A 20,155-nucleotide genomic window follows, 5' to 3' on the forward strand; every position below is an offset into this window, starting at 1 on the left:
GCTCTTGCTCACGCTCAAGCTCCTGCGGCGTGGGAGCGGAAGGGAGCGGAACGGCGCGGCGCGATCGACGGTCATACGTACAATGAAAGACGAACGAACAGAAACGCTTCACGAGGTAGACCATGACAACGAATATCTGGACGCGCCGGGCCATGCTGCTGCTCGCGGCACTGAGCGTGCTGCTGTCCGGCTGCACGACCTACGTGACCACGCAGGTCACCGCGTTCTCCGACTGGAGCGGCGGCGACGCGGCCCGCACCTACGCGTTCACACGCGAGCCCGACCAGCGGAACAATCTCGAGCTGACCACCTATGAGCGCATCATCGCCAACGAACTCGCCACGCATGCGTTCCGCCAGGTTGACGGCAACGACGCGCGCTATCTCGTCGGGCTCTCGTATGGAATCCGCTCGGACATGGTGACGGTGGCCGAGCCGGTCTACTACAACCCGTGGCCGGCGCCTTACTGGGGCTGGGGCCGTCCGTACGATCCGTGGGGGCCGTGGGGTCCGTTTCCCGCAGGCTACGTGAACCAGAGCTATCCGATCTTCACGCATCTGCTCGGCGTGCGGATCACCGAGCGCGCGACGGGCAAGGAGGTCTACAACGTGACCGCGCGCAACTCGGGCGGCGAGTCGTCGCTGGTGAGGGCCATGCCGTATCTGGCGCGCAGTGCGCTTGCCGACTTCCCGCTTGGCAACGGCGTCGTGCGCACGGTCAAGATTCCGCTTGGCAACAGCGCGGGTGCTTCCAACGAAACGCCGGTGCCGGCTGCAGCGTCGCCGGCTGCCGCGTCGGGCGCGAAAGCCGTGCAATGACCGCGACGCGACCGCAAGCGCGATAAAAGCGTGACAAGAGCGCGATCCGGCAAATGCCGGCATCGCGCGCACGTCGTCAGAGCCCGCCGCCGAACAGCGCCATCGTTCCGAGAACCACGAACAGCACGGCGGCGATGCCGTGCACGATGCCGGTCGGCAGACGGTGCGCGAAGCGGTCGCCGAGCAGGATCGCCGGGACGTTGGCGATCATCATGCCGAGCGTGGTGCCCGCCACCACGCCGAAGAAGTCGTGAAAGCGCGCGGCGAGCGCAACCGTCGCGATCTGCGTCTTGTCGCCCATTTCCGCGAGGAAGAAGGCCACGACAGTCGCGCCGAACACGCCAAGATGCGTGCGGTTCGTGTTGGCTTCTTCGTCGTCGAGCTTGTCGGGCACGAGAATCCACAAACCCATGCCGATGAATGAAATGGCCAGCGCCCAGCGCATGATGGCCGGCGTGAGCAGCGAGCCGAGCCACGCGCCGAGCGCGCCCGCGCCCGCGTGATTGACGAGCGTCGCGACCAGCACGCCGAGGATGATCGGCATCGGCTTGCGATAACGCGCGGCGAGCACGAGCGACAGCAGCTGCGTCTTGTCGCCGATTTCGGCGAGCGCGACCGCTCCGGTGGAAATGAGGAAAGCGTGGAACACGTGGGTTGGAATCCGCGGGCCGGGAAATGAACGAGCGACGACCCACGACACGCCGGGCCCAATTGCGGCGGGGTGTGGGTCATCGGTCTCGCCAGGCCAGAGGCTGCGGCTGCCACGGCCATGACGGCCAAGTCTGTTGACAGGCGCCCCCGCGAGCGCACGTTGTTGCGAGCCCGGCTAGATGCCGGGCGAACGTGGCGCGGGGCGGCTACTCCCCAATGAGGGACGGATTATAGCAGGCGTCGCCGCGCGACCGTTCTGCCGGGAGCAGAATTCGCGTGAAATCGGATCGCATGTATTCGACTGCAACAGTCGTCGCAGAAAGTTAATTGAAAGCATCTAGGGGATTCTCTTTGCGAACGCGACCGTCTGACAGTCGAATTCCCAAAAACCTACAGATGTAGGGATATTCCCAGGCCCAGATGGGAAATTTCTGCAAATCGCCATAGCACTCAAATTAGCGTCGTAAACGCGAGACGGATACAGATGGATACGTCTTTTGTGGCTGATTTAATTCAGAATATTCAGTATGATTCCGGCGACTAAGGAAGCCTGAGCCAAACTACACGGCCAATCGTCAATGGCCTAAATAATCGGGCCAAAGTGCCGTTAATTCGCTGAACCCTACAAAAGAAGTCTGGATTGTCCCCCGGCTGGAAATTGCCGGTCCGCGCGGCGCGCATACGCTGTGACGGCTGCGTATTCCGTCAGGCGCTTCAGCCTCTCCTTGCTTCAACGCGCGAACACCGATATGCCCGATCCGCACTGGACCATTCCGGTCGCTCGCTGGTCTAGCTGGCCTGCTGCCGCCACCGCCGCACCCGACATCGGTTTTATCGAACCGATCGTGCGGCGGCGTCTCAGCACGCTCTCGAAAGCCGCGCTGAAGGTGGCGCACGATTGCGTCGGGGCCGACGAGGCGCGCGTCGTGTTCGCGTCGCGGCACGGCGAACTGCGCCGCACCACGGAGATCCTGCGCGCCATCAGATCCGGCGAGCCGGTGTCGCCGACGGCCTTCAGCCTCTCGGTGCTCAATGCGATGACGGGCGTGTTCGGCATCGCGCGCGGCGACCGCTCGGCGGCGAGCGCCATTTCGGCGGGCCCGGAAACGCTCGGTTATGCGCTGCTCGAGGCGTATGCGCAACACGCAACGCAATCGGCGTCACCGGTCCTGCTGGTCTACGCCGACGAACCGGCCGACCCCGCATACGGAACGATCGACGATGAAGTGCAGGGCGGCGCGATCGCGCTGCTCTTGAGTAACGAAACGGCGCTCGGCCATCTGGTCTGTACACGGTCCGCATCGCCGGGCCTGCACGACCAGGAGGAGCCCGCAGCAAGCCGCTTCGCCACGCAAAGCCAGGCGCTGCTGCATTGTCTCGAAACCGGCGAGCCCGCGGCCTGGCAGGGCGCCGGCGTCCTTTGGCAGTGGGAGTGGCATGACCGCGCGGCTTGACTACACGTGGCGATTCTTCGCCACGGGCATGGCTTTCGTCGTGTTCGGCATCTGCGGCGTGCTGTTTTCGGTGCTGGTGTTTCCGCTCGCGTGGCTGTGGCCGCATCGCGCGTCGCGGCAGTTCGCGGTGACGAGCATCATCCACTGGTTTTTCCGCGCGCTCGTCGGCGCGTTGCAACTGATCGGCGTGATGAAGCTCGAAGTGTCGGGCGGCGAGGCGCTGCGCGCGCGCGGTCCGTCGATCGTGGTGGCCAACCACCCGACCTACCTCGACGTGATGGTGCTGCTTTCGCTCACGCCGCACGCATGCTGCGTCGTGAAAAACGCGCATTGGAGCAACCCGTGTTTCTGGGGCATCGTGCGTTCGGCGGAATACGTGAGCAACGCCGATCCGGCGGAGCTCGTCGAAGCAGGCGCAAGGCAGCTCGCGGCAGGCTATACGATGATCATTTTTCCCGAAGGCACGCGCAGTCCCGCGCGCAACCGGCTGCATGCGTTTTCGCGCGGCTTCGCGCACATGGCGCTGAAGGTGGACGCGCCGATCGTGCCGGTGCTGATGGATTGCGATCCGCCCGCGTTCACGAAACAGATGCGCTGGTACGACGTGCCGGCGCGAGCGTTCCGCATGCGCGTGAACGTGCTGGAGCCGCTCGGCGTCGAGCGGCTCGCAGCAGACGACACAACACCGGCTCTCGCTGCGCGCAGCGTGACGAGCGCCGTCGAAGCACACATTACCCGGCACCTGTTCGATTATGGATTCTTTAAAACTGGAAATTAAGCAGCTTCTGATCGAGGCACTCGATCTGGAAGACCTGAGCCCCGCCGATATCGACGACGATGCACCGTTGTTCGATACCGACGGTATCGGTCTCGATTCGATCGACGCACTGGAAATCGGCATCGTGCTGCGCAAACAATATCAATTGACCATTGCGGCAAACGACGACCGCACGCGCGAGCACTTTCGCTCCATCAGCACGCTGGCCGCGCTGGTGGCAAGTCAGCGCGAAGCGGCGCACGCCGCGAACGAAACCAACAGCAAAGGGGAATGACCGTGTCCGAGGCAGAGATTCTTGAACGCATCCGCGCCATCTTTAAAGAGAACTTCGCAATCGAGCCGGAACGCGTGACACCCGACGCGCATCTGTTCGAAGACCTCGATCTGGACAGCATCGACGCGGTCGATCTCGCGATCAAGCTCCAGGAAATGACCGGGCGCCGCATCAAGCCGGAAGAGTTCAAATCGGTGCGCACGGTCGGCGACGTGATCGGCGCGGTCGAATCGCTGCTGGCGGCTCAAGGCTGATGCCGGCAGTGCGTTCGCGCACACGGGCGGCCGATCAGCCCGCCGCAAGCGCTTCGTCCGCGGCTGAACGCCATTGGCTGAAGGCGATCGTGCAAGTGCTGGTGAAGCTCGCGTATCCCGCGTTGATTCTGTGCGCGTGGCGTTGGGACACGCCGCGTTACGTCGGCTGCATGCTGTTTGCGATTCTGTGGCTGCAGCGCTGGGCCGGCAGCGGTGCGGTCGCGACTTCGCTGCGGCGTCTTTCCGCCATCGACTGGACCGTGGTCGGCTTGCTGAGCTGCGCGTCGGCGGCCATCGTGCTCACCAACAGCGAGCTGCTGTTGCGCCTCTATCCGTCGCTCGTCAATCTCGGGCTCCTGATCGCGTTCGGCGCGACGCTCGTGCGCGGTCCGTCGATGATCGAAAAATTTGCGCGCCTCGGCAAACCGGATTTGTCGCCGGGCGCAGTGCGCCACACGCGGCGCGTCACTCAGGTGTGGTGTGTGTTCTTTCTACTGAACGGTGCTTTTTCCGCGTATACCGCGCTCTACTGGAGCCGCGCAAGCTGGTCGCTGTATAACGGCGCGATTGCCTATCTGCTGATCGGTGTGCTGCTGATCGCCGAGGTCGTGTGGCGCTATCTCGTTGTGCTGCCGCGAGCCGCGCGTTCGGAGGCGGCGTGATGATCGCGTTGCACGACCTGTTGTCCGTTCCGCTCGATGCCGCCGCTTCACGCGTTGCCGTTTGCCGCGATCGCACGGCGCTGCTCGATCGCGCCGCGTTTCGCGCGCGCGTCGCGGCGCTCGTTGCGCTGGTGCAATCGCAAGCGGCGCAACGCTATGCACTGTGTATCGACGATCCGTTCGATTTCGCGTGCGCGTTGTTCGCGCTCTTCGCGTGCGGCAAGGAGCCGGTGATTCCGGCGAACGCGACGCCCGGCTATCTTGCCGATCTCGCCGAAGCGTACGACGTCGTGCTGACCGACGCGACGCTGCAGTTGCATGTGCAAGCCGATGCGCAAGCCGAGGCAGCCGCGTCCGCGCTCGACAAAAACATCGACCCCCAAGCGCCGCTCACGCTCTACACCTCGGGCAGCAGCGGCCGTCCGAAGCCGATCCGCAAAACGCTCGCGCAGTTCAACGCCGAAGTGCACACGCTCGAGAAGCAGTGGGGCGCGCTCGTCGGCGACGCGACCATGCTCGCGAGCGTGCCGCATCACCATATCTACGGTCTGCTGTTTCGCGTGATGTGGCCGCTTGCCGCCGGCCGCGCATTCGATCGCGAGATCAGCATCGAACCGCTGCATCTGCAAACGCAGATCGCGCAATGCGGCGCAGCCGTGATCGTATCGACGCCCGCGCAGTTGTCGCGCTGGCCCGCGCTGCCAGGCTTCGCCGCATTGACGCCCGCGCCGCGCGCGGTTTTTTCGTCGGGCGGTCCGCTCGCGCTCGAAGCCGCGCAGCAATATGCGGCGGCTTACGGCGCCGCGCCGCTCGAAATCTACGGCAGCACGGAAACGGGCGGCATTGCATGGCGTCGTCAGGACCAGACCGATGCATGGCAAGCGACGACCGGCATCGAAGTGCGTTGCGACGAAGACGGTGCGCTCAACGTGCGCTCGCCGCATCTCGACCATGGCGGCTGGCATCGCACCGACGACAAGATCGCGTTCGACGCGCAAGGCCGTTTCCGTTTGCAAGGCCGTCTCGATCGCGTGCTGAAGCTCGACGGCAAGCGTGTGTCGCTGCCGGAACTCGAAGCGCGTCTCGCGCTGCATCCGTATGTGATGCAAGCGGCAATCGCGCCGCTCGAAGGCGGCGCGCGTGAGCGCGTCGGCGCGGTCGTCGCGTTGACGGGAGCGGGCAACGACGCGTTGCGCGACGAAGGCCGCGTGGTCCTCGCACAAAATCTGCGTCGCCATCTCGCCGACTACTTCGACGCTGTCGTGTTGCCGCGCCATTGGCGCTTTCGTCTCGCGTTGCCGTTCGACGCGCGCGGCAAGCTGCCGGTGTCGGCGGTTGCCGCGGCGTTCGAGCCGCGCGCCGAAGGTTTCGAGCTGCTCGCCGAAGCGCGCGCAGGCGACACGCTGCACTACGAACTGCGCGTGCCGCCCACGCTGATTCATTTCGCCGGCCATTTTCCCGGGCTGCCGATTCTGCCGGGCGTCGTGCAAGTCGATTGGGCGGTGCGTCTGGCCGCCGAACAACTGCCGTGCGCGCACAGCGTCGCGTCGGTCGACCGGTTGAAGTTCATGGCGCCGGTGTCGCCGGGTTCGGTGTTGAAGCTCACGCTCGCGCACGATAGCGCGCGTCAGCGCGTGCAGTTCGCGTACCGCGTGAACGAGCGCGATTGCGCATCGGGCGTGATCGTTTATCGGGAGAGCGCGTGATGAATTTCGCTCCCTGCATCGTGATCCCGATCTACAACCACAAGGACGCGATCGGCGCGACCGTCGCGCATCTCGCGGTGCACGGCTTGCCGATTTTCATCGTCGACGACGGCAGCGACGAAGCCACCCAACAGGTGCTCGCCGAGCTTGCACAGCAATACGTGCAGCAAGTCTCGCTGCTGCGTCTGCCGGTCAACGGCGGCAAAGGCGCGGCTGTGATGGCGGGCCTGCGCGCCGCGCGCAACGCGAAGTACACGCACGCATTGCAGATCGACGCGGACGGCCAGCACGACGCCAATGACGTGCCGCGTTTCATCGAAGCCGCGCGCGCCGAACCCGGCGCAGTCATTCTGGGCCGTCCGGTGTATGACGAGAGCGTGCCGAAAGCGCGACTCTACGGCCGTTATCTGACGCACGTGTGGGTGTGGATCGAAACGCTGTCGCTCACCATCCGCGATTCGATGTGCGGCTTTCGCCTCTATCCGCTTGGGCTCGCGTGCGAGTTGATCGACAGCGTGCAGTTACCCACGCGGATGGACTTCGACATCGAGATTCTGGTGCGCCTGTATTGGCGGCGCGCAGCGTTTCGCGCGATTCCCACGCGCGTCACGTATGCGAGCGACGGCGTCTCGCATTTCGACGTGCTGTGGGACAACGTGCGCATCAGCCGCAGTCACACGCGGCTCGTGTGCGGCATGCTGCTGCGTCTGCCGATGCTCGTCGCGCACAAGTTCATGCCGCGCCGCGCCGTGCTCGCGGACGTGCAAAGCGAGGCGAACGCGCAGGACTGGTGGCGTATCGCCGAGCGCGGCAGTCACCTCGGCATGTCGTTGCTCGCGCTCAGTTGCAAGCTGTTCGGCCGACGTTTCACCGCGCTATGGCTGCATCCGATCGTCGCGTATTTTCTGCTGACGGGACGTGCCGCGCGCGAGGCCTCGGCCAATTACTTCACGCGTTTGCGCGAGGCCGCGCCGCATGGCGAGACGCCGCGACCCGGCTGGCTGTCCGCGTATCGACACATGCTGGCGTTCGCGCAATCGGGCTTCGACAAGCTCGCCGCGTGGTCCGGCCGCGTCAACAATGCCGACGTCAAGTTCGAAGATCCTTCGGCATTCGAAGCATTGGTCGCGAGCGGCAAGGGCGCGCTGGTGATCGGCGCGCATCTCGGCAATCTGGAGATGACGCGTGCGCTCGCCGCGCAGGGCGCCTACGCGAAAGTCACGGCTGTCGTCTATACGGAACATGCGCGGCGCTTCAATAGCGTGCTCGCGTCGGCGAACAGCGAGTTCGCGCGGCATCTGCTCGAAGTCGCGGACTTCGGGCCTGAAACGGCGATGCTGATGCAGCAGCGTGTCGACGCCGGCGAACTGCTCGTGATTGTCGGCGACCGCGTGCCCGCGCACGAAGCGGGCCGCACCACCCAGGCGCGCTTTCTCGGCGCCGATGCGCCCTTCGCGCAGGGACCGTACGTGCTCGCGCATGCGCTCGGCTGTCCCGTGTATCTCTTCTTCTGCCTGAAAGAGCAGGGCGGTTATCGTCTTTACTTCGAGCCGTTCGCGGAGCGCATCGAATTGCCGCGGCGCGAACGCACGCAGCATCTCGCCGCGTGGGCGCAGCGTTATGCCGCGCGTCTCGAACACTATTGCCGCAAGGCACCTTATCAATGGTTCAACTTCTTCGATTTCTGGGCCAGCCCCAAGCGAGGCGCGAATGGCCGAACATGATCTGATCGACGCGCCGGATGCCGGCGTGCAAGCGGTTTCAAATCGCGGCGGCAACGCGGCTCCGGTGGTGATCGGCGCACGCAAGCTGACTATTGAGGACGTCGTCGCGATCGCGCAGCATCGCGCGCCGGTCGCATTGAATACGGACCCCGAGTGGCGCGCGCGCATTCAACGCGGCGCGGATTTCTTGCGCCGCCATCTCGCGGCGGGCGCGACGGTGTACGGCGTCAACACCGGTTACGGCGACGCCTGCGTGGTCGATGTGCCGATGGAACTCGTCGAAGCGTTGCCACTGCAACTCACGCGTTATCACGGCTGCGGCATGGGCCGCTATCTCGACGACGGCGAGACGCTTGCCGTCATCGCCGCGCGTCTGAACTCGCTCGCGTATGGTTTTTCGGGCGTGCGCCCCGTGCTGCTCGAACGTCTCGCGGACCTCGTCAATCATCGCGTGCTGCCGCGTATTCCGGCCGAAGGCTCGGTCGGCGCGAGCGGCGATCTCACGCCGCTTTCATATGTCGCCGCCGCACTCGCGGGCGAACGCGAAGTCATGTTCGAAGGACGCCTGCGCGACGTGCGCGAAGTGTGGGGCGAACTCGGACACACGCCGCTCACACTCGCGCCCAAAGAGGGCCTCGCGCTGATGAACGGCACGGCGGTCATGACCGGACTCGCGTGCCTCGCGTTCGCGCGCGCCGACCATCTGACGCGGCTCGCCGCGCGCCTGACCGCGCTGTGCACCGTCGCGCTCGACGGCCGCGCCGCGCATTTCGACGCGACGCTCTTCGAAGTGAAGCCGCATGCGGGCCAGGCCGAAGCCGCCGCCTGGATTCGCGCCGATCTCGAAGGACGCGACGATACGCCGGGTCATCGCTTGCAGGACCGCTATTCGATTCGCTGCGCGCCGCATGTGATCGGCGTCGGGCGCGATGCGCTGAGCTGGGTGCGCCGCGACATCGAAAACGAATTGAACAGCGCGAACGACAACCCGCTGATCGACCCCGACAACGAACGTGTTTTGCATGGCGGCAACTTCTACGGCGGCCATATTGCGTTCGCGATGGACTCGCTGAAAGTGGCCGTCGCGAATCTCGCCGACCTGATGGACCGGCAACTGGCGCTGCTCGTCGACGTGAACTTCAACAACGGTTTGCCGCGCAACCTGAGCGGCGCAGCGCCCGCGCGTGCGGCCATCAATCACGGCTTCAAGGCCGTGCAGATTTCGTCGTCCGCGTGGACGGCGGAGGCGCTGAAGAACACGATGCCCGCCAGCGTGTTTTCGCGTTCGACCGAAGCTCACAATCAGGACAAGGTCAGCATGGGCACGATCGCCGCGCGCGACTGCCTGCGTGTGCTCGAATTGACCGAGCAGGTCGCGGCCGCGCATACGCTTGCCACCGTGCAGGCGGCGCAGTTGCGCCTGCGAATCGACAGTGCGACGCCGGTGCCCGCGCCGTTGCAAACGTTCGTGGAAAACGTCGGCGCACAATCGCCTTTCGTCGACGATGACCGCGCGCTCGAATCCGATCTGCGCGCACTGACCGCGCGCATCGCCGCCTGCGAGTTGCTGCACGACTATCGCGGAGGCTCAGAAGCATGAGCGCCGCCCGCAAGGTATTGAGCGCGAGTGCGGCGGTCGAAGTGCCGTTTCACGACGTCGACGCGATGAACGTGTGCTGGCACGGCCATTATCTGAAGTACTTCGAGATCGGCCGTGCGGCGCTGTTGCGCGCGTTCGATTACGACTACCGCGAAATGCAGGCGTCGGGTTATCTGTGGCCGATTGTCGAAGCGCACTTGAAGTACGTGCGTCCGGCAACCTACGGCCAGAAACTCGACGTGCGCGCGCAACTGCTCGAACACGAAAACCGCCTGAAAATAGGCTATGAAATCGTCGATTGCGCGTCGGGCGCGCGGCTCACGAAGGGCTACACGATTCAGGTGGCTGTCGATGCCGCGACGCAGGAATTGCAATTCGTGTCGCCGCCCGTCGTGTTCGAAAAACTGGAGCGCGTATGGGCAGCATGAATTGCTACGGGCGACTAAGCAAAGCGCTATGCAACGCGCTATGCGCTCTCGCGCTTTCGGGCGCATTCAGCGTGGCCGCATCGCCGGCTTCGGCAGCATCCGCGGACGGCAACCCCGCACTCGTCTCGCAGATCGCATCGCACCTTGCCGCGGCCAAGGGCGTGCGCGCGCAGTTCACGCAGACGCAGACACTCGCCGCGATGAAGCAGCCGCTCGTCAGCACCGGCTCGCTGCTGTTCGTGCGCGAGCGCGGCGTGATCTGGCAAATCGCGACGCCGTACAAAGCCACGTATGTGATTACCGATGCAGGCGTCGCCGAAGTCAACGCCAACGGTCAGCGTGTCACCACGCACAGCGCGCAGGGCACGCGCGGCGTCGCGCAAGTCTCGAAGATGATGCGCGCGATGCTCGGCGGCGATCTGTCCGCGCTGTATTCGCAATTCGACGTAGAGGCCGAAGGCAGCGCCGCGCACTGGCGCATGCGACTCACGCCGAACCAGCCGCAAATCGCGCAGTCCATCAAAGGCTTGCAGATGAGCGGCGGCGATTATCTGCAGAGCTTGCGCATCGCGCTCGCCAACGGCGATACGACGCAACTCGAGTTCAGTAAAAGCGAGGCGGTGAGCGAACTCGCGCCGGCCGAACGCAGCCTGTTCGGGACGCCGTAATGGATTTGCTGCGACACAGATCCGCGAGACAGACATGGGGCGTGCGCGCCGCGTGGCTCGCGCTCGCGCTCGTCGCAGCGCTGTATTGCGGCTGGCGTTTCGCGGGACCGTCACCGTTGCAGACCAATTTGCTCGCGCTGTTGCCCGCGACCGAAGCGGACCCCGTCGCGGAAAAAGCCGTCGATATGCTCGCGAGCGCGCTCGGCGACCGCACCGTTTTTCTCGTCACGAGCCACGACGACGCGCACGCGAAAGCGGCGGCGAAACAGCTCGGCGCATCGCTGCGGGCAAGCGGCGCGTTCGCTTCGGTGACGGCGGAATTGCCGCCGTTCGATCTGTCGCAAATCGCGGCGCTGTACATGCCGTATCGCTTCGGCTTGCTGACGCCTGCCGATCGTGCGGCAATCGCCGGCGCGAACGCAGCGGATTCGACGCTGCGCGATGCGCTGGCTCAGCGCATCTACAGTCCGCTGCGCGGGGGCCTCACCACCTCGCTATCGGACGATCCGTTCGGCTGGCTCGAACATTGGCTCGGCAATCTGCCGCTTGCCACGTCGAACCTCGAACTCGAGGACGGTCTGCTCGTCTCGCATCGAGGCAATGCGACAAGCGTGCTGATCGTCGCGACGCTGCCCGGCTCGGCCTATGAAACGAAGACGCAGCACGCGGTGCTCGGCGCGTTGGCGCAAGGCGAAAGCGCGCTGAAGCACGCGTTCCCCGACGTGTCGGTGGCGCGCACCGGCGCCGTGTTCTATGCCGAATCGGCACGCAGCGCATCGGAGCGCGAAGTACACGCGATCGGCATCGCGTCGCTCGTCGGCATTGCGTTGCTGATGATGTGGGTCTTCCGCTCGCCGCGCCTGCTGCTGCTCGGTTTCGTCTCGACCGCGCTCGGCATTGTCTGCGCGCTTGCGGTCACGTTGCTCGTATTCGGCAAGCTGCATCTGCTGACGCTCGTGTTCGGCGCGAGCCTGATCGGCGAAGCCGTCGATTATTCGATCCAGTATTTCGTCGTCTATCTCGGCGCGGGGCGAGACTGGGATGCGCGGCGCGGCGCACGCGCGGTGCGTCCCGCGTTGAGCGTCGCGCTTGCCACAAGCCTGCTCGGCTACGCGATCCTGACATGGGTGCCGTTTCCCGCGCTCAAGCAGATCGCGTGCTTTGCGATGGCGGGCATCGTGACGGCGTTCGCTTCGGTGATGTGGCTGTTGCCGGCGTTGCTGCCGCACGCGCCGAAGCGCAGCCCGCGGCGTCTGTTCGAGCGCGCCGCGCGCCTGCTCGGCGTGTGGCATCGCATGATCGGCGGCAAGCGCGCGTGGTTCGTCGCCGCGCTGCTGCTGATTGCCGCCATTCCTGGCTGGCTGCGCCTCACGAGCGACGACGACATCCATCTGCTGATCCAGCGCGATGCGTCGCTGGTCGCGCAGGAAGACAAGGTGCGCGAAGCGGTCGGCGTGGATAACAGCGCGCAATTTTTCGTCGTGCGCGGCGAGACGGCGGACGTCGTGTTGCAGCGGGCCGAAGCGCTCGGCGCGAAACTCGATGCGTTGAACGGCACGGCGGACAAGACGGGCGGTTATCAGTCGGTTGCGCAATTCGTGCCGTCCGCGCGTCGGCAGAATGAAGACCGCGCGTTGCTCGCGCAACATCTGTTTAACGACCCGGCCGCGTTGCGCGCGACGCTGCTGCAAGCAGGCTTCAAAGACGAAGTCGCCGACGCGTGGATCGCCGCTCAAGCGAAGCCGCAAGCGCTGTTGAGTATCGACTCATGGCTCGCCGCGCCGTGGTCGCAACCGTATCGGCATTTGTGGCTCGGTCAGGTCGACGCGGCGAGCCATGCGTATGCGGCCGTCGTGATTCCGCAAGGCGTGACGCCGCGCAACGAGCCCGCGTTGATCGCCATCGCGCAGGCGCTGCCGGGTGTCGCGTTCGTCGACAAAGCCGCGAGCGTGTCGAAGCTGTTCGGCGCGTATCGCGTGGATAGCGGCTGGTGGCTCGGCGGCGCGCTGACGCTCGTTCTGGTTCTGCTGATCGTGCGTTACGCTGCGCGTCGCTCTGTCTCACCGAATGCAGGCGGCGCAGTCTCTCTGCTTGAGCGCGTGCGCGGCGGCGTCGCGGTGACGTTGCCGGTGCTGCTCGCTGTCGGCGTCACGCTCGCCGCATTCGGTTATGCGCGGGTGCCGCTCAATCTGTTCAACTGGCTTGCGCTGATGCTCGTGCTCGGCGTGGGCGCAAACTACGCGGTGTTTCTGCGCGAAGGATGCCTGCGCGCGGACGCCGATCTCGGCGCGGTGTGGACCGGCGTGCTGTTGTCGGCGGCGACCACGCTGCTGTCGTTCGGCATGCTCGGCATGAGCGCGATGCCTGCGTTGAAGAGCTTCGGCGCGACGCTCGCGCTCGGCATCGCGGTATCGGTGCTGCTTGCACCGATCGGCATGCCATCGGAAACAAGGAGGGCCGCATGAAAGCGCCATCAGTTTATTTGCACGCGCTCGGCATGATCAACGCGCTCGGCGGCGACCTCGACAGCATCGTGCCGGCGCTCGCGGCGGGCGACGCGAGCGGCATGGCAAGCATGCACACCGGTATCGGCGACGCGTTTGTCGGCAGCGTCGTGACGCCGCTCGAACTCGCGCCGTCCGCGGATCTCGCGCGCTACGACTGCCGTAATAACCGCTTGCTGCTCGCGGCGCTCGCGCAGATCGCGCCTGCCGTCGATGCAGCGCGCGAGCGCTATGGCGCGCATCGAATCGGCGTCGTGCTCGGCACGAGCACGTCCGGCATCGAAGCGGCGGAAGCCGCGTTCGTCTATCAGGCACAAGCCGGCGCGCTGCCGTCGAGCTTCAATTACCGGCAGATGGAGATCGGCACGGCCGCGCCGTTCGCGGCCGCGGCGCTCGGCGTCAAAGGGCCGGCGTATACGATCTCGACCGCCTGCACGTCGAGCGCGAAGGCGTTCGCATCGGCGCGGCGCTTGTTGCAGTTGCAACTATGCGACGCGGTCGTGGTGGGCGGCGTCGATTCGTTATGCGAGCTCACGGTGCAAGGCTTTGCGTCGCTCGAATCGACGAGCAGCGTGCGCAGCAATCCGATGAGCCGCAATCGCTGCGGCATCAATGTCGGCGAAGGCGCAGCCGTGTTCCTGATGAGCCGCGACGAAGCGGCGGTGCGTCTCGCCGGCGTCGGCGAATCGAGCGACGCGCATCATATTTCGTCGCCCGATCCGCAAGGCGTGGGCGGCGAACTCGCGTTGCGCGAGGCGCTGGCCGATGCGGGCATCGCGCCGTTGTCCATCGGCTATGTGAATCTGCACGCCACGGCGACGCGCAAGAACGACGAGATGGAAGCGAGCCTGATGTCGCGCGTCTTTCCCGAAGGTGTCGCGACAAGCGGCACAAAGCCGCTGACCGGTCATCAACTGGGCGCCGCGGGCGCGACGGAGCTTGGCTTCGTATGGCTCACGCTCGCGCGTCAGGACGTTGCGCTGCCGCGCCATCTGTGGGACGGCGCGGCCGACCCGGCGCTGCCCGCGCTCGACCTCGTGGAAACCGAACGTTTCTTGCCGCGCGAGGCGGCCACGCAGGGAGCCACCCGATACGCGATGAGCAACTCGTTTGCATTCGGCGGCAGCAACGTCAGCCTGATTCTTGCAGGATGAGCGCGATGAACGACACGCGAACTATCGACGAACTGCTGCAGCAACCGATCGAAGCGATCATCCCGCATCGCGGCACCATGCTGCTGATCGACGGGGTCAACACGTTCAGCGAAGAGACGCTGACCGCGCGCGCGACCGTTCACGCCGACGCATGGTACGCCGACGCGCAAGGCGCGATGCCCGCGTGGATCGGCATCGAACTGATGGCGCAGACCATTGCCGCGCATGTCGCGCTGCTGGCCATGCGAGGCGGCGGCCGTGCGCGGCCCGGCGTGCTGCTCGGTTCACGCAGCTACAAGGCGTTGCAGCCGAGCTTCGCAGGCGGCGCGCAACTGCTGGTTCACGCAACGGAACTTTTGCGCAGCGAGGAAGGCCACGGTGCGTACGAATGCACGATTCACGACGGCGACGTGTGCTGCGCCGAGGCCGTGATCAAGGTGTTTCAGCCAGCCGATTTTCAGTCATTCATTGAGGGGAGTTTCAGTTCATGAGCCGGCGTGTTCTCGTTACCGGCGCAAGCCGCGGCATTGGCCGCGCGATTGCGTACCAGTTGGCCGCCGACGGCTTCGCGGTGTCCGTGCATTGCCGCACCGGACGCACCGAGGCCGAAGCGGTCGCGACGGGCATCGCCGCGCAGGGCGGCACCGCGCGCGTGCTGCAGTTCGACGTGCGCGAGCGCGCGGTGTGCCGCGAAGTGCTCGAAGCCGATGTCGCGGCGCATGGCCCGTACTACGGCATCGTATGCAGCGCGGGCGTCACGCGCGACGCCGCGTTTCCCGCGCTCAGCGACGAAGACTGGGACATCGTGATCGAAACCGGCCTCGACTCGTTCTACAACGTCGTGCATCCGTTGACGATGCCGATGGTCCGCGCGCGCAAGGGCGGGCGCATCGTCACCATCGCATCGGTGTCGGGCGTGATGGGCAATCGCGGCCAGGTGAACTACAGCGCGGCGAAGGCGGGTCTGATCGGCGCGACCAAGGCGCTCGCGGTCGAACTGGCGACGCGCAACATCACCGTCAATTGCGTGGCGCCCGGTCTGATCGAAACCGGCATGCTCGAAGAGATGCAGCTCGAACACGCGCTGAAGACGGTGCCGATGAACCGCGTCGGGCAGCCTGCGGAAGTCGCGTCGGTGGTCAGCTTCCTGATGTCGGATGCGGCCTCGTATGTCACGCGCCAGGTGATCGGCGTCAACGGCGGGATGATCTGATGAAGCGAGTCGTCATTACCGGCATGGGCGGCGTCACCGCGCTCGGCGATAGTTGGGATGCCATCGAAGCGCGCCTGAAAAGCGGCGTGAATGCCGTGCGGCGCATGCCCGAGTGGAATTACTTCGAATCGCTGCATACGCGGCTCGCGTGTCCGTTGCCGGGCTTCGTCGCGCCCGCGCATTATCCGCGCAAGAAAACGCGTTCGATGGGCCCCGTGTCGCTGTATTCGGTGCGCGCAAGCGAACTCGCGCTCGCCGATGCGGGCCTCGCCGACGACGCCAGCATCAAGGACGGCCGCATGGGCGTCGCCTACGGTTCGTCGTCGGGTTCGGTGCAGCCGATCCGCGCGTTCGGCACGATGCTTGAAACCGGCTCGATGAGCGACGTCACATCGAACAGCTACGTGCAGATGATGCCGCACACCACGGCCGTCAACGTGAGCCTGTTCTGGGACCTCAAGGGGCGCATCATTCCGACCTCGTGCGCGTGCGCGTCGGGCAGCCAGGCGATCGGCTACGCGTATGAAGCGATTCAGACGGGCAAGCAGACGTTGATGCTTGCAGGCGGCGCCGAAGAATTGTCGGGGCCCGCCGTCGCCGTGTTCGACACCTTGTATGCGACGAGCACGCGCAACGACGAGCCGCATTTCACGCCGCGTCCTTTCGATGCCGCACGCGACGGCCTCGTGGTCGGCGAAGGCGCGGCCACGCTGGTCCTCGAGGAATACGAACACGCGCTCGCGCGCGGCGCACGGATTCACGCGGAGATTGTCGGCTTCGGCTGCAATTCGGACGGCGCACACATGACGCAGCCGACCGCCGAAACGATGGCGCTCGCAATGCAGCTCGCGCTGAACGACGCGCAGCTTCCGCCCGACGCAATCGGGTATGTGAACGCGCACGGCACGTCGACGGATCGCGGCGATGTCGCCGAAAGCCACGCGACCGCGCAGACCTTCGGCGAACGCATGCCGATCAGTTCGCTCAAGAGCTATGTCGGGCATACGCTCGGCGCGTGCGGCGCGCTCGAGGCGTGGTGGACCATCGAGATGATGAAGCGCAACTGGTACGCGCCCACGCTGAACCTGAACAATGTCGATCCGGCTTGCGCGCCGCTCGACTACATCGTCGGCACGGGCCGCGAGATCGACGCGGAACTCGTGATGAGCAACAACTTCGCGTTCGGCGGCATCAATACGTCGCTGATTTTCAGGCGCGTTCGATGAGCGTGAAGCTGCAACGCGTCGTGGTCACGGGCATGGGCATCGTGTCGTGCCTCGGCAATACGCTCGACGAAGTGTCGGCCGCGTTGCGTGCAGGCACGTCGCGCATCGAGCGGATCGACGCATGGCGCGAGCGTGGTTTCGGCTCGCAGGTCGCGGGCGTTGCATCGGTCGATAGCGAGCCGCCGTTCGAGCGCAAGCTCGAGCGCTTCATGGGGGATACCGCGCGTTTCGCGTGTCACGCCGCGAAGAAAGCGATTCACGATGCCGGCGTAGACGCCGCGATGTTGCGCTCGCCGCACGCGGGCACGGTGATCGGCTCGGGCGTCGGCACCATGTCGAGTTACGACGCGGCGATGGCCGTTGCGAACACGCGCGGCGTCGAAAAAGTGCCGCCCTATACGGTGCCGCATGCAATGAGCAGCACCGCGTCGGCGAATGTCGCGCAGGTGTTCGGGCTCGAAGGCGTCAGCTATTCGCCGTCGTCGGCGTGCACGACGTCCGCGCTCGCGATCGGCCAGGCAATGCAACTGATCCAGACCGGCCGTCAGCAGATCGTGCTCGCGGGCGGCAGCGAGTCGTTGCACGACAACATGACGCTGATGTTCGACGCGATGGGCGCGCTGTCGCGCCGCTTCAACGATACGCCGCAGCGTGCGTCGCGTCCTTATGACAGCGAGCGCGACGGCTTCGTGATCGCGTCGGGCGGCGGCGTGCTCGTGCTGGAGGCGCTGGATCACGCGTTGGCGCGCGGCGCACGCATCTACGCGGAGCTGACGGGATTCGGTGATTGCACCGACGCCGGCATGGTCACGCCGCGCGCGGCGGGCATCGCGAGGGCGATGCGCGGCGCGCTGAACGAAGCCGGCAAGGCACCGGATTACATCAACACGCACGCACCATCCACGCCGCTTGGCGACGTCGAGGAATTGCGCGCGTTGACGCAAGTGTTCGGCGCGGCTTCGGAGCGAGGCATACCCGCGTTTTCGTCGACGAAGGGCATGACCGGGCATCCGCTTGGCGCTTGCGGCGCGCACGAGGCGATCTACACGCTGCTGATGATGCGCGACGGTTTCATCGCGGGAACAACGGGGATTGAAAGCGCGGGGATTGAAAGCGCGGAGCCGGCAATCGACGGCATGCCGCTCGTGCGCGAGACGCGCGACGCGCGCATCGATACGGCGATGTCGGTCTCGTTCGGATTTGGCGGCAGTTGCGCGAGCTTGATGTTCGAGGCGTGGCGGGGCGGCTGAAACGGCCGCGATTTTAAAAACGAGGGTAATAAGAATGACAAAAGCAACGAAGAGAATGGTGAAAGCAGCGCTCATGCTGGGCACATTGACGATGGCAGCCGCAGCGCTGACGGGCTGCGCGACGCAAGTCAAATCGCTGCCGCTCGCGGCTGCGGGCGGCGAATCGCGCGGCGCCGTGCCGGTGTATTTCGGCGAGCAGAACCATCCCGCGGTGAAGCGCGACCTCGGCGACGTTTCGTACTCGGTGCGCATCGCGCGCAAGGTCGCCGATGCCGACGACGCATGCCGCGACGCGCTTACCGAAGCCATCGGCAAGCTGCGCGCGGCGGCACGCGAACGCAGCGCGAATGCGGTGATCGACATCAAGACGCGCTTTCACAGCAGCGAGAGCAATTCGTCGCGCGAGTTCACCTGCGGCGTAAGTCAGAGCGCCGCGGCGATTGCAGTGAGCGGCAGGCTCGTCGTGCTCGAGGCGAACTAAGGCGCGCTCGCTCGTGAGGCAATAGTAGATACGTCAATCGTAAAACGGATAACAACCAGCAAAGGAGTATCAATGAAACGCCATCTGATGTCTGTCACACTCGCCGCTTCGTTCGCCATGCTGAGCGCTGCACCGGCTTTCGCACGCGACACGGTGGAAAACTATCCGATCGAACCGGCGTTGCATAGCGAGCCGGGCAAGGTCAGCGACGACATCGCATTGTATTTCGCGGGCCAGCGGCATCCGGCCGTCGCGAAGAAGATCGGCGAGTTCGCCACCAACAAGAAGACCAACGCGTTCGGCAAGAGCGATACCGACGCGTGCCAGCATGTGTTCCTGTCGGCGGTGATCGAGTTGCAGGACCGCGCGCGCAAGGAAGGCGGCAACGCAGTCATCAACATCAAGAGCAACTACAAGAACGAAGTGCGCGAGAGCGCAACCGAGTTCACCTGCGGCGCGGGCGCCGTGATTGCCGGCGTCGCGCTGAAGGGCGATGTGGTCACGCTGCGTAAGTAAGCAGGCTAAGTAAGCCAAATAAGCGGGCTGCGGAGCACCTGATTCAATCGGCCTTGACCGCCGCGACATTGACGAGCGTCTCGCGGCGCTTGCCGGGTTGCGGACGGTAAAGGCCGAGCCGTTCCAGCAGACCGAAGTCTTTGGCGCGGCTCCACCAGAGGTAGGGCAGCGAGACGTTGCGTTCGGTAAAGCTGAAGCCGCCGCGACGGATCATGTCGAGATAGCCATCCGCGCTTTTTTGCATCTGCATAGGATGGCGAAACAATAGCCGGATCACCCACGATCTGATGTACGCGTCGGTGGATTCGGCGAACAGCAGTACGCCGCCGGGCTTCAGCACGCGGCGGAACTCGGCGAGCGCGCGGTCCTGCTCGACGAGATGATGGAAAGTCTGATGGCAGAACACGATGTCGGCGCTTGCATCGGGCAGCGGCAATTCGGCGCAGTCGCCGTGCAGCAGCTCGATGTCGGCGACTTTATCGCGGCAGGCTTGAGCCGCATTCGCGGCGAGCGCGAGAGACGGCTCGTGATAGTCGATGCCGACAATGCGGCGCGGCTTGAACGCATCCGCGAGCAGACGAAACGAAATGCCTTGTCCGCAGCCCACGTCGACGATGACGGGCGCCGCGGGCAACGGTGTGTCGATCAGACGCTTGAGGTCGTCGATCGCGACACGCAGCACGTGGTGTTCCCACGTATGCGTGCGCAGGAACCAGATTCCGAATGCGGTTTCCGGCACGAAGGGCACGGTGGATGGATGAGACGGCGGCACGCTGGGCTCCCCGGAAAAAACG

Annotated in this window: 21 protein-coding genes and 1 riboswitch; of the genes, 19 read left to right on the plus strand and 2 right to left on the minus strand. The window is 65.2% G+C overall.

All coding sequences use genetic code 11. The features are described 5' to 3' along the window. Nucleotides 1-122: 122 nt before the first annotated feature. Complete coding sequence (locus C8K18_RS00200; RefSeq protein WP_107710710.1) at nucleotides 123-818, plus strand: DUF4136 domain-containing protein; 696 nt, start codon at nucleotides 123-125, stop codon at nucleotides 816-818. A 76-nt stretch (nucleotides 819-894) separates the two neighbouring features. Here the strand turns inward: C8K18_RS00200 and C8K18_RS00205 are convergent, their stop codons facing one another. Continuing rightward, a complete protein-coding gene (locus C8K18_RS00205; protein ID WP_006050192.1) occupies nucleotides 895-1,467 on the minus strand; it encodes a TMEM165/GDT1 family protein in 573 nt (190 codons plus the stop codon). Between the two features lie 11 nt (nucleotides 1,468-1,478). Then, nucleotides 1,479-1,696, minus strand: a riboswitch (yybP-ykoY riboswitch). 522 nt (nucleotides 1,697-2,218) lie between these two features. Here C8K18_RS00205 and C8K18_RS00210 point away from each other — a divergent pair. The 18 genes from C8K18_RS00210 (at nucleotide 2,219) to C8K18_RS00295 (ending at nucleotide 19,361) form a co-directional block, all read left to right on the plus strand. Next, complete coding sequence (locus tag C8K18_RS00210; protein WP_107710731.1) at nucleotides 2,219-2,923, plus strand: beta-ketoacyl synthase chain length factor; 705 nt, start codon at nucleotides 2,219-2,221, stop codon at nucleotides 2,921-2,923. Continuing rightward, on the plus strand, nucleotides 2,907-3,701 hold the full coding sequence (locus tag C8K18_RS00215; protein WP_006050194.1) for a 1-acyl-sn-glycerol-3-phosphate acyltransferase: 795 nt from the start codon (nucleotides 2,907-2,909) through the stop codon (nucleotides 3,699-3,701). Before C8K18_RS00210 ends, C8K18_RS00215 begins: the two co-directional genes overlap by 17 nt. Then, nucleotides 3,676-3,975: a phosphopantetheine-binding protein gene (locus C8K18_RS00220; RefSeq protein ID WP_006050195.1), complete on the plus strand. Its 300-nt coding sequence runs from the start codon at nucleotides 3,676-3,678 to the stop codon at nucleotides 3,973-3,975. Before C8K18_RS00215 ends, C8K18_RS00220 begins: the two co-directional genes overlap by 26 nt. Further along, nucleotides 3,972-4,229, plus strand: coding sequence for an acyl carrier protein (locus C8K18_RS00225; protein WP_006050196.1), 258 nt, complete (start codon nucleotides 3,972-3,974; stop codon nucleotides 4,227-4,229). Before C8K18_RS00220 ends, C8K18_RS00225 begins: the two co-directional genes overlap by 4 nt. Further along, nucleotides 4,229-4,891, plus strand: coding sequence for a hypothetical protein (locus tag C8K18_RS00230; protein WP_107710711.1), 663 nt, complete (start codon nucleotides 4,229-4,231; stop codon nucleotides 4,889-4,891). Before C8K18_RS00225 ends, C8K18_RS00230 begins: the two co-directional genes overlap by 1 nt. After that, entirely contained in the window at nucleotides 4,891-6,597 is a 1,707-nt protein-coding gene (locus C8K18_RS00235) for an AMP-binding protein (protein WP_107710712.1), read from the plus strand. Before C8K18_RS00230 ends, C8K18_RS00235 begins: the two co-directional genes overlap by 1 nt. After that, nucleotides 6,597-8,321: a glycosyltransferase gene (locus C8K18_RS00240; protein ID WP_107710713.1), complete on the plus strand. Its 1,725-nt coding sequence runs from the start codon at nucleotides 6,597-6,599 to the stop codon at nucleotides 8,319-8,321. The genes C8K18_RS00235 and C8K18_RS00240 overlap by 1 nt, the downstream gene beginning before the upstream one ends. Further along, nucleotides 8,308-9,921 carry a histidine ammonia-lyase gene (gene hutH, locus C8K18_RS00245; protein ID WP_107710714.1) on the plus strand — a complete coding sequence of 538 codons (1,614 nt, stop codon included), beginning with the start codon at nucleotides 8,308-8,310 and terminating at the stop codon, nucleotides 9,919-9,921. Before C8K18_RS00240 ends, hutH begins: the two co-directional genes overlap by 14 nt. After that, nucleotides 9,918-10,349, plus strand: coding sequence for a thioesterase family protein (locus C8K18_RS00250; protein ID WP_107710715.1), 432 nt, complete (start codon nucleotides 9,918-9,920; stop codon nucleotides 10,347-10,349). The genes hutH and C8K18_RS00250 overlap by 4 nt, the downstream gene beginning before the upstream one ends. Next, on the plus strand, nucleotides 10,337-11,017 hold the full coding sequence (locus tag C8K18_RS00255) for an outer membrane lipoprotein carrier protein LolA (RefSeq protein WP_107710716.1): 681 nt from the start codon (nucleotides 10,337-10,339) through the stop codon (nucleotides 11,015-11,017). The genes C8K18_RS00250 and C8K18_RS00255 overlap by 13 nt, the downstream gene beginning before the upstream one ends. Then, nucleotides 11,017-13,482, plus strand: a complete 2,466-nt coding sequence (locus C8K18_RS00260) for an MMPL family transporter (protein WP_107710717.1) — start codon at nucleotides 11,017-11,019, stop codon at nucleotides 13,480-13,482. Before C8K18_RS00255 ends, C8K18_RS00260 begins: the two co-directional genes overlap by 1 nt. Then, the gene (locus C8K18_RS00265; RefSeq protein ID WP_107710718.1) at nucleotides 13,479-14,675 is read left to right on the plus strand and encodes a beta-ketoacyl-[acyl-carrier-protein] synthase family protein; all 1,197 of its coding nucleotides are present in this window, start codon (nucleotides 13,479-13,481) and stop codon (nucleotides 14,673-14,675) included. The genes C8K18_RS00260 and C8K18_RS00265 overlap by 4 nt, the downstream gene beginning before the upstream one ends. Before the next feature lie 5 nt (nucleotides 14,676-14,680). After that, nucleotides 14,681-15,166: a hotdog family protein gene (locus tag C8K18_RS00270; protein ID WP_107710732.1), complete on the plus strand. Its 486-nt coding sequence runs from the start codon at nucleotides 14,681-14,683 to the stop codon at nucleotides 15,164-15,166. Then, nucleotides 15,163-15,888, plus strand: coding sequence for a 3-ketoacyl-ACP reductase FabG2 (locus C8K18_RS00275; protein ID WP_006050206.1), 726 nt, complete (start codon nucleotides 15,163-15,165; stop codon nucleotides 15,886-15,888). Before C8K18_RS00270 ends, C8K18_RS00275 begins: the two co-directional genes overlap by 4 nt. Next, on the plus strand, nucleotides 15,888-17,114 hold the full coding sequence (locus C8K18_RS00280) for a beta-ketoacyl-ACP synthase (RefSeq protein ID WP_107710719.1): 1,227 nt from the start codon (nucleotides 15,888-15,890) through the stop codon (nucleotides 17,112-17,114). The genes C8K18_RS00275 and C8K18_RS00280 overlap by 1 nt, the downstream gene beginning before the upstream one ends. Beyond that, nucleotides 17,111-18,364: a beta-ketoacyl synthase gene (locus tag C8K18_RS00285; protein ID WP_107710720.1), complete on the plus strand. Its 1,254-nt coding sequence runs from the start codon at nucleotides 17,111-17,113 to the stop codon at nucleotides 18,362-18,364. The genes C8K18_RS00280 and C8K18_RS00285 overlap by 4 nt, the downstream gene beginning before the upstream one ends. Nucleotides 18,365-18,419: 55 nt before the next feature. Beyond that, nucleotides 18,420-18,845, plus strand: a complete 426-nt coding sequence (locus C8K18_RS00290) for a hypothetical protein (protein ID WP_044021313.1) — start codon at nucleotides 18,420-18,422, stop codon at nucleotides 18,843-18,845. A gap of 72 nt (nucleotides 18,846-18,917) precedes the next feature. Beyond that, the gene (locus C8K18_RS00295) at nucleotides 18,918-19,361 is read left to right on the plus strand and encodes an excinuclease ABC subunit A (RefSeq protein ID WP_029967946.1); all 444 of its coding nucleotides are present in this window, start codon (nucleotides 18,918-18,920) and stop codon (nucleotides 19,359-19,361) included. A gap of 43 nt (nucleotides 19,362-19,404) precedes the next feature. Here C8K18_RS00295 and C8K18_RS00300 read toward each other — a convergent pair whose 3' ends face one another. After that, nucleotides 19,405-20,133 carry a class I SAM-dependent methyltransferase gene (locus tag C8K18_RS00300; protein WP_029967945.1) on the minus strand — a complete coding sequence of 243 codons (729 nt, stop codon included), beginning with the start codon at nucleotides 20,131-20,133 and terminating at the stop codon, nucleotides 19,405-19,407. Nucleotides 20,134-20,155 lie beyond the last annotated feature (22 nt).

Source organism: Paraburkholderia sp. GV068 (assembly GCF_003058125.1).
In the GTDB taxonomy this organism is placed as follows: domain Bacteria; phylum Pseudomonadota; class Gammaproteobacteria; order Burkholderiales; family Burkholderiaceae; genus Paraburkholderia; species Paraburkholderia graminis.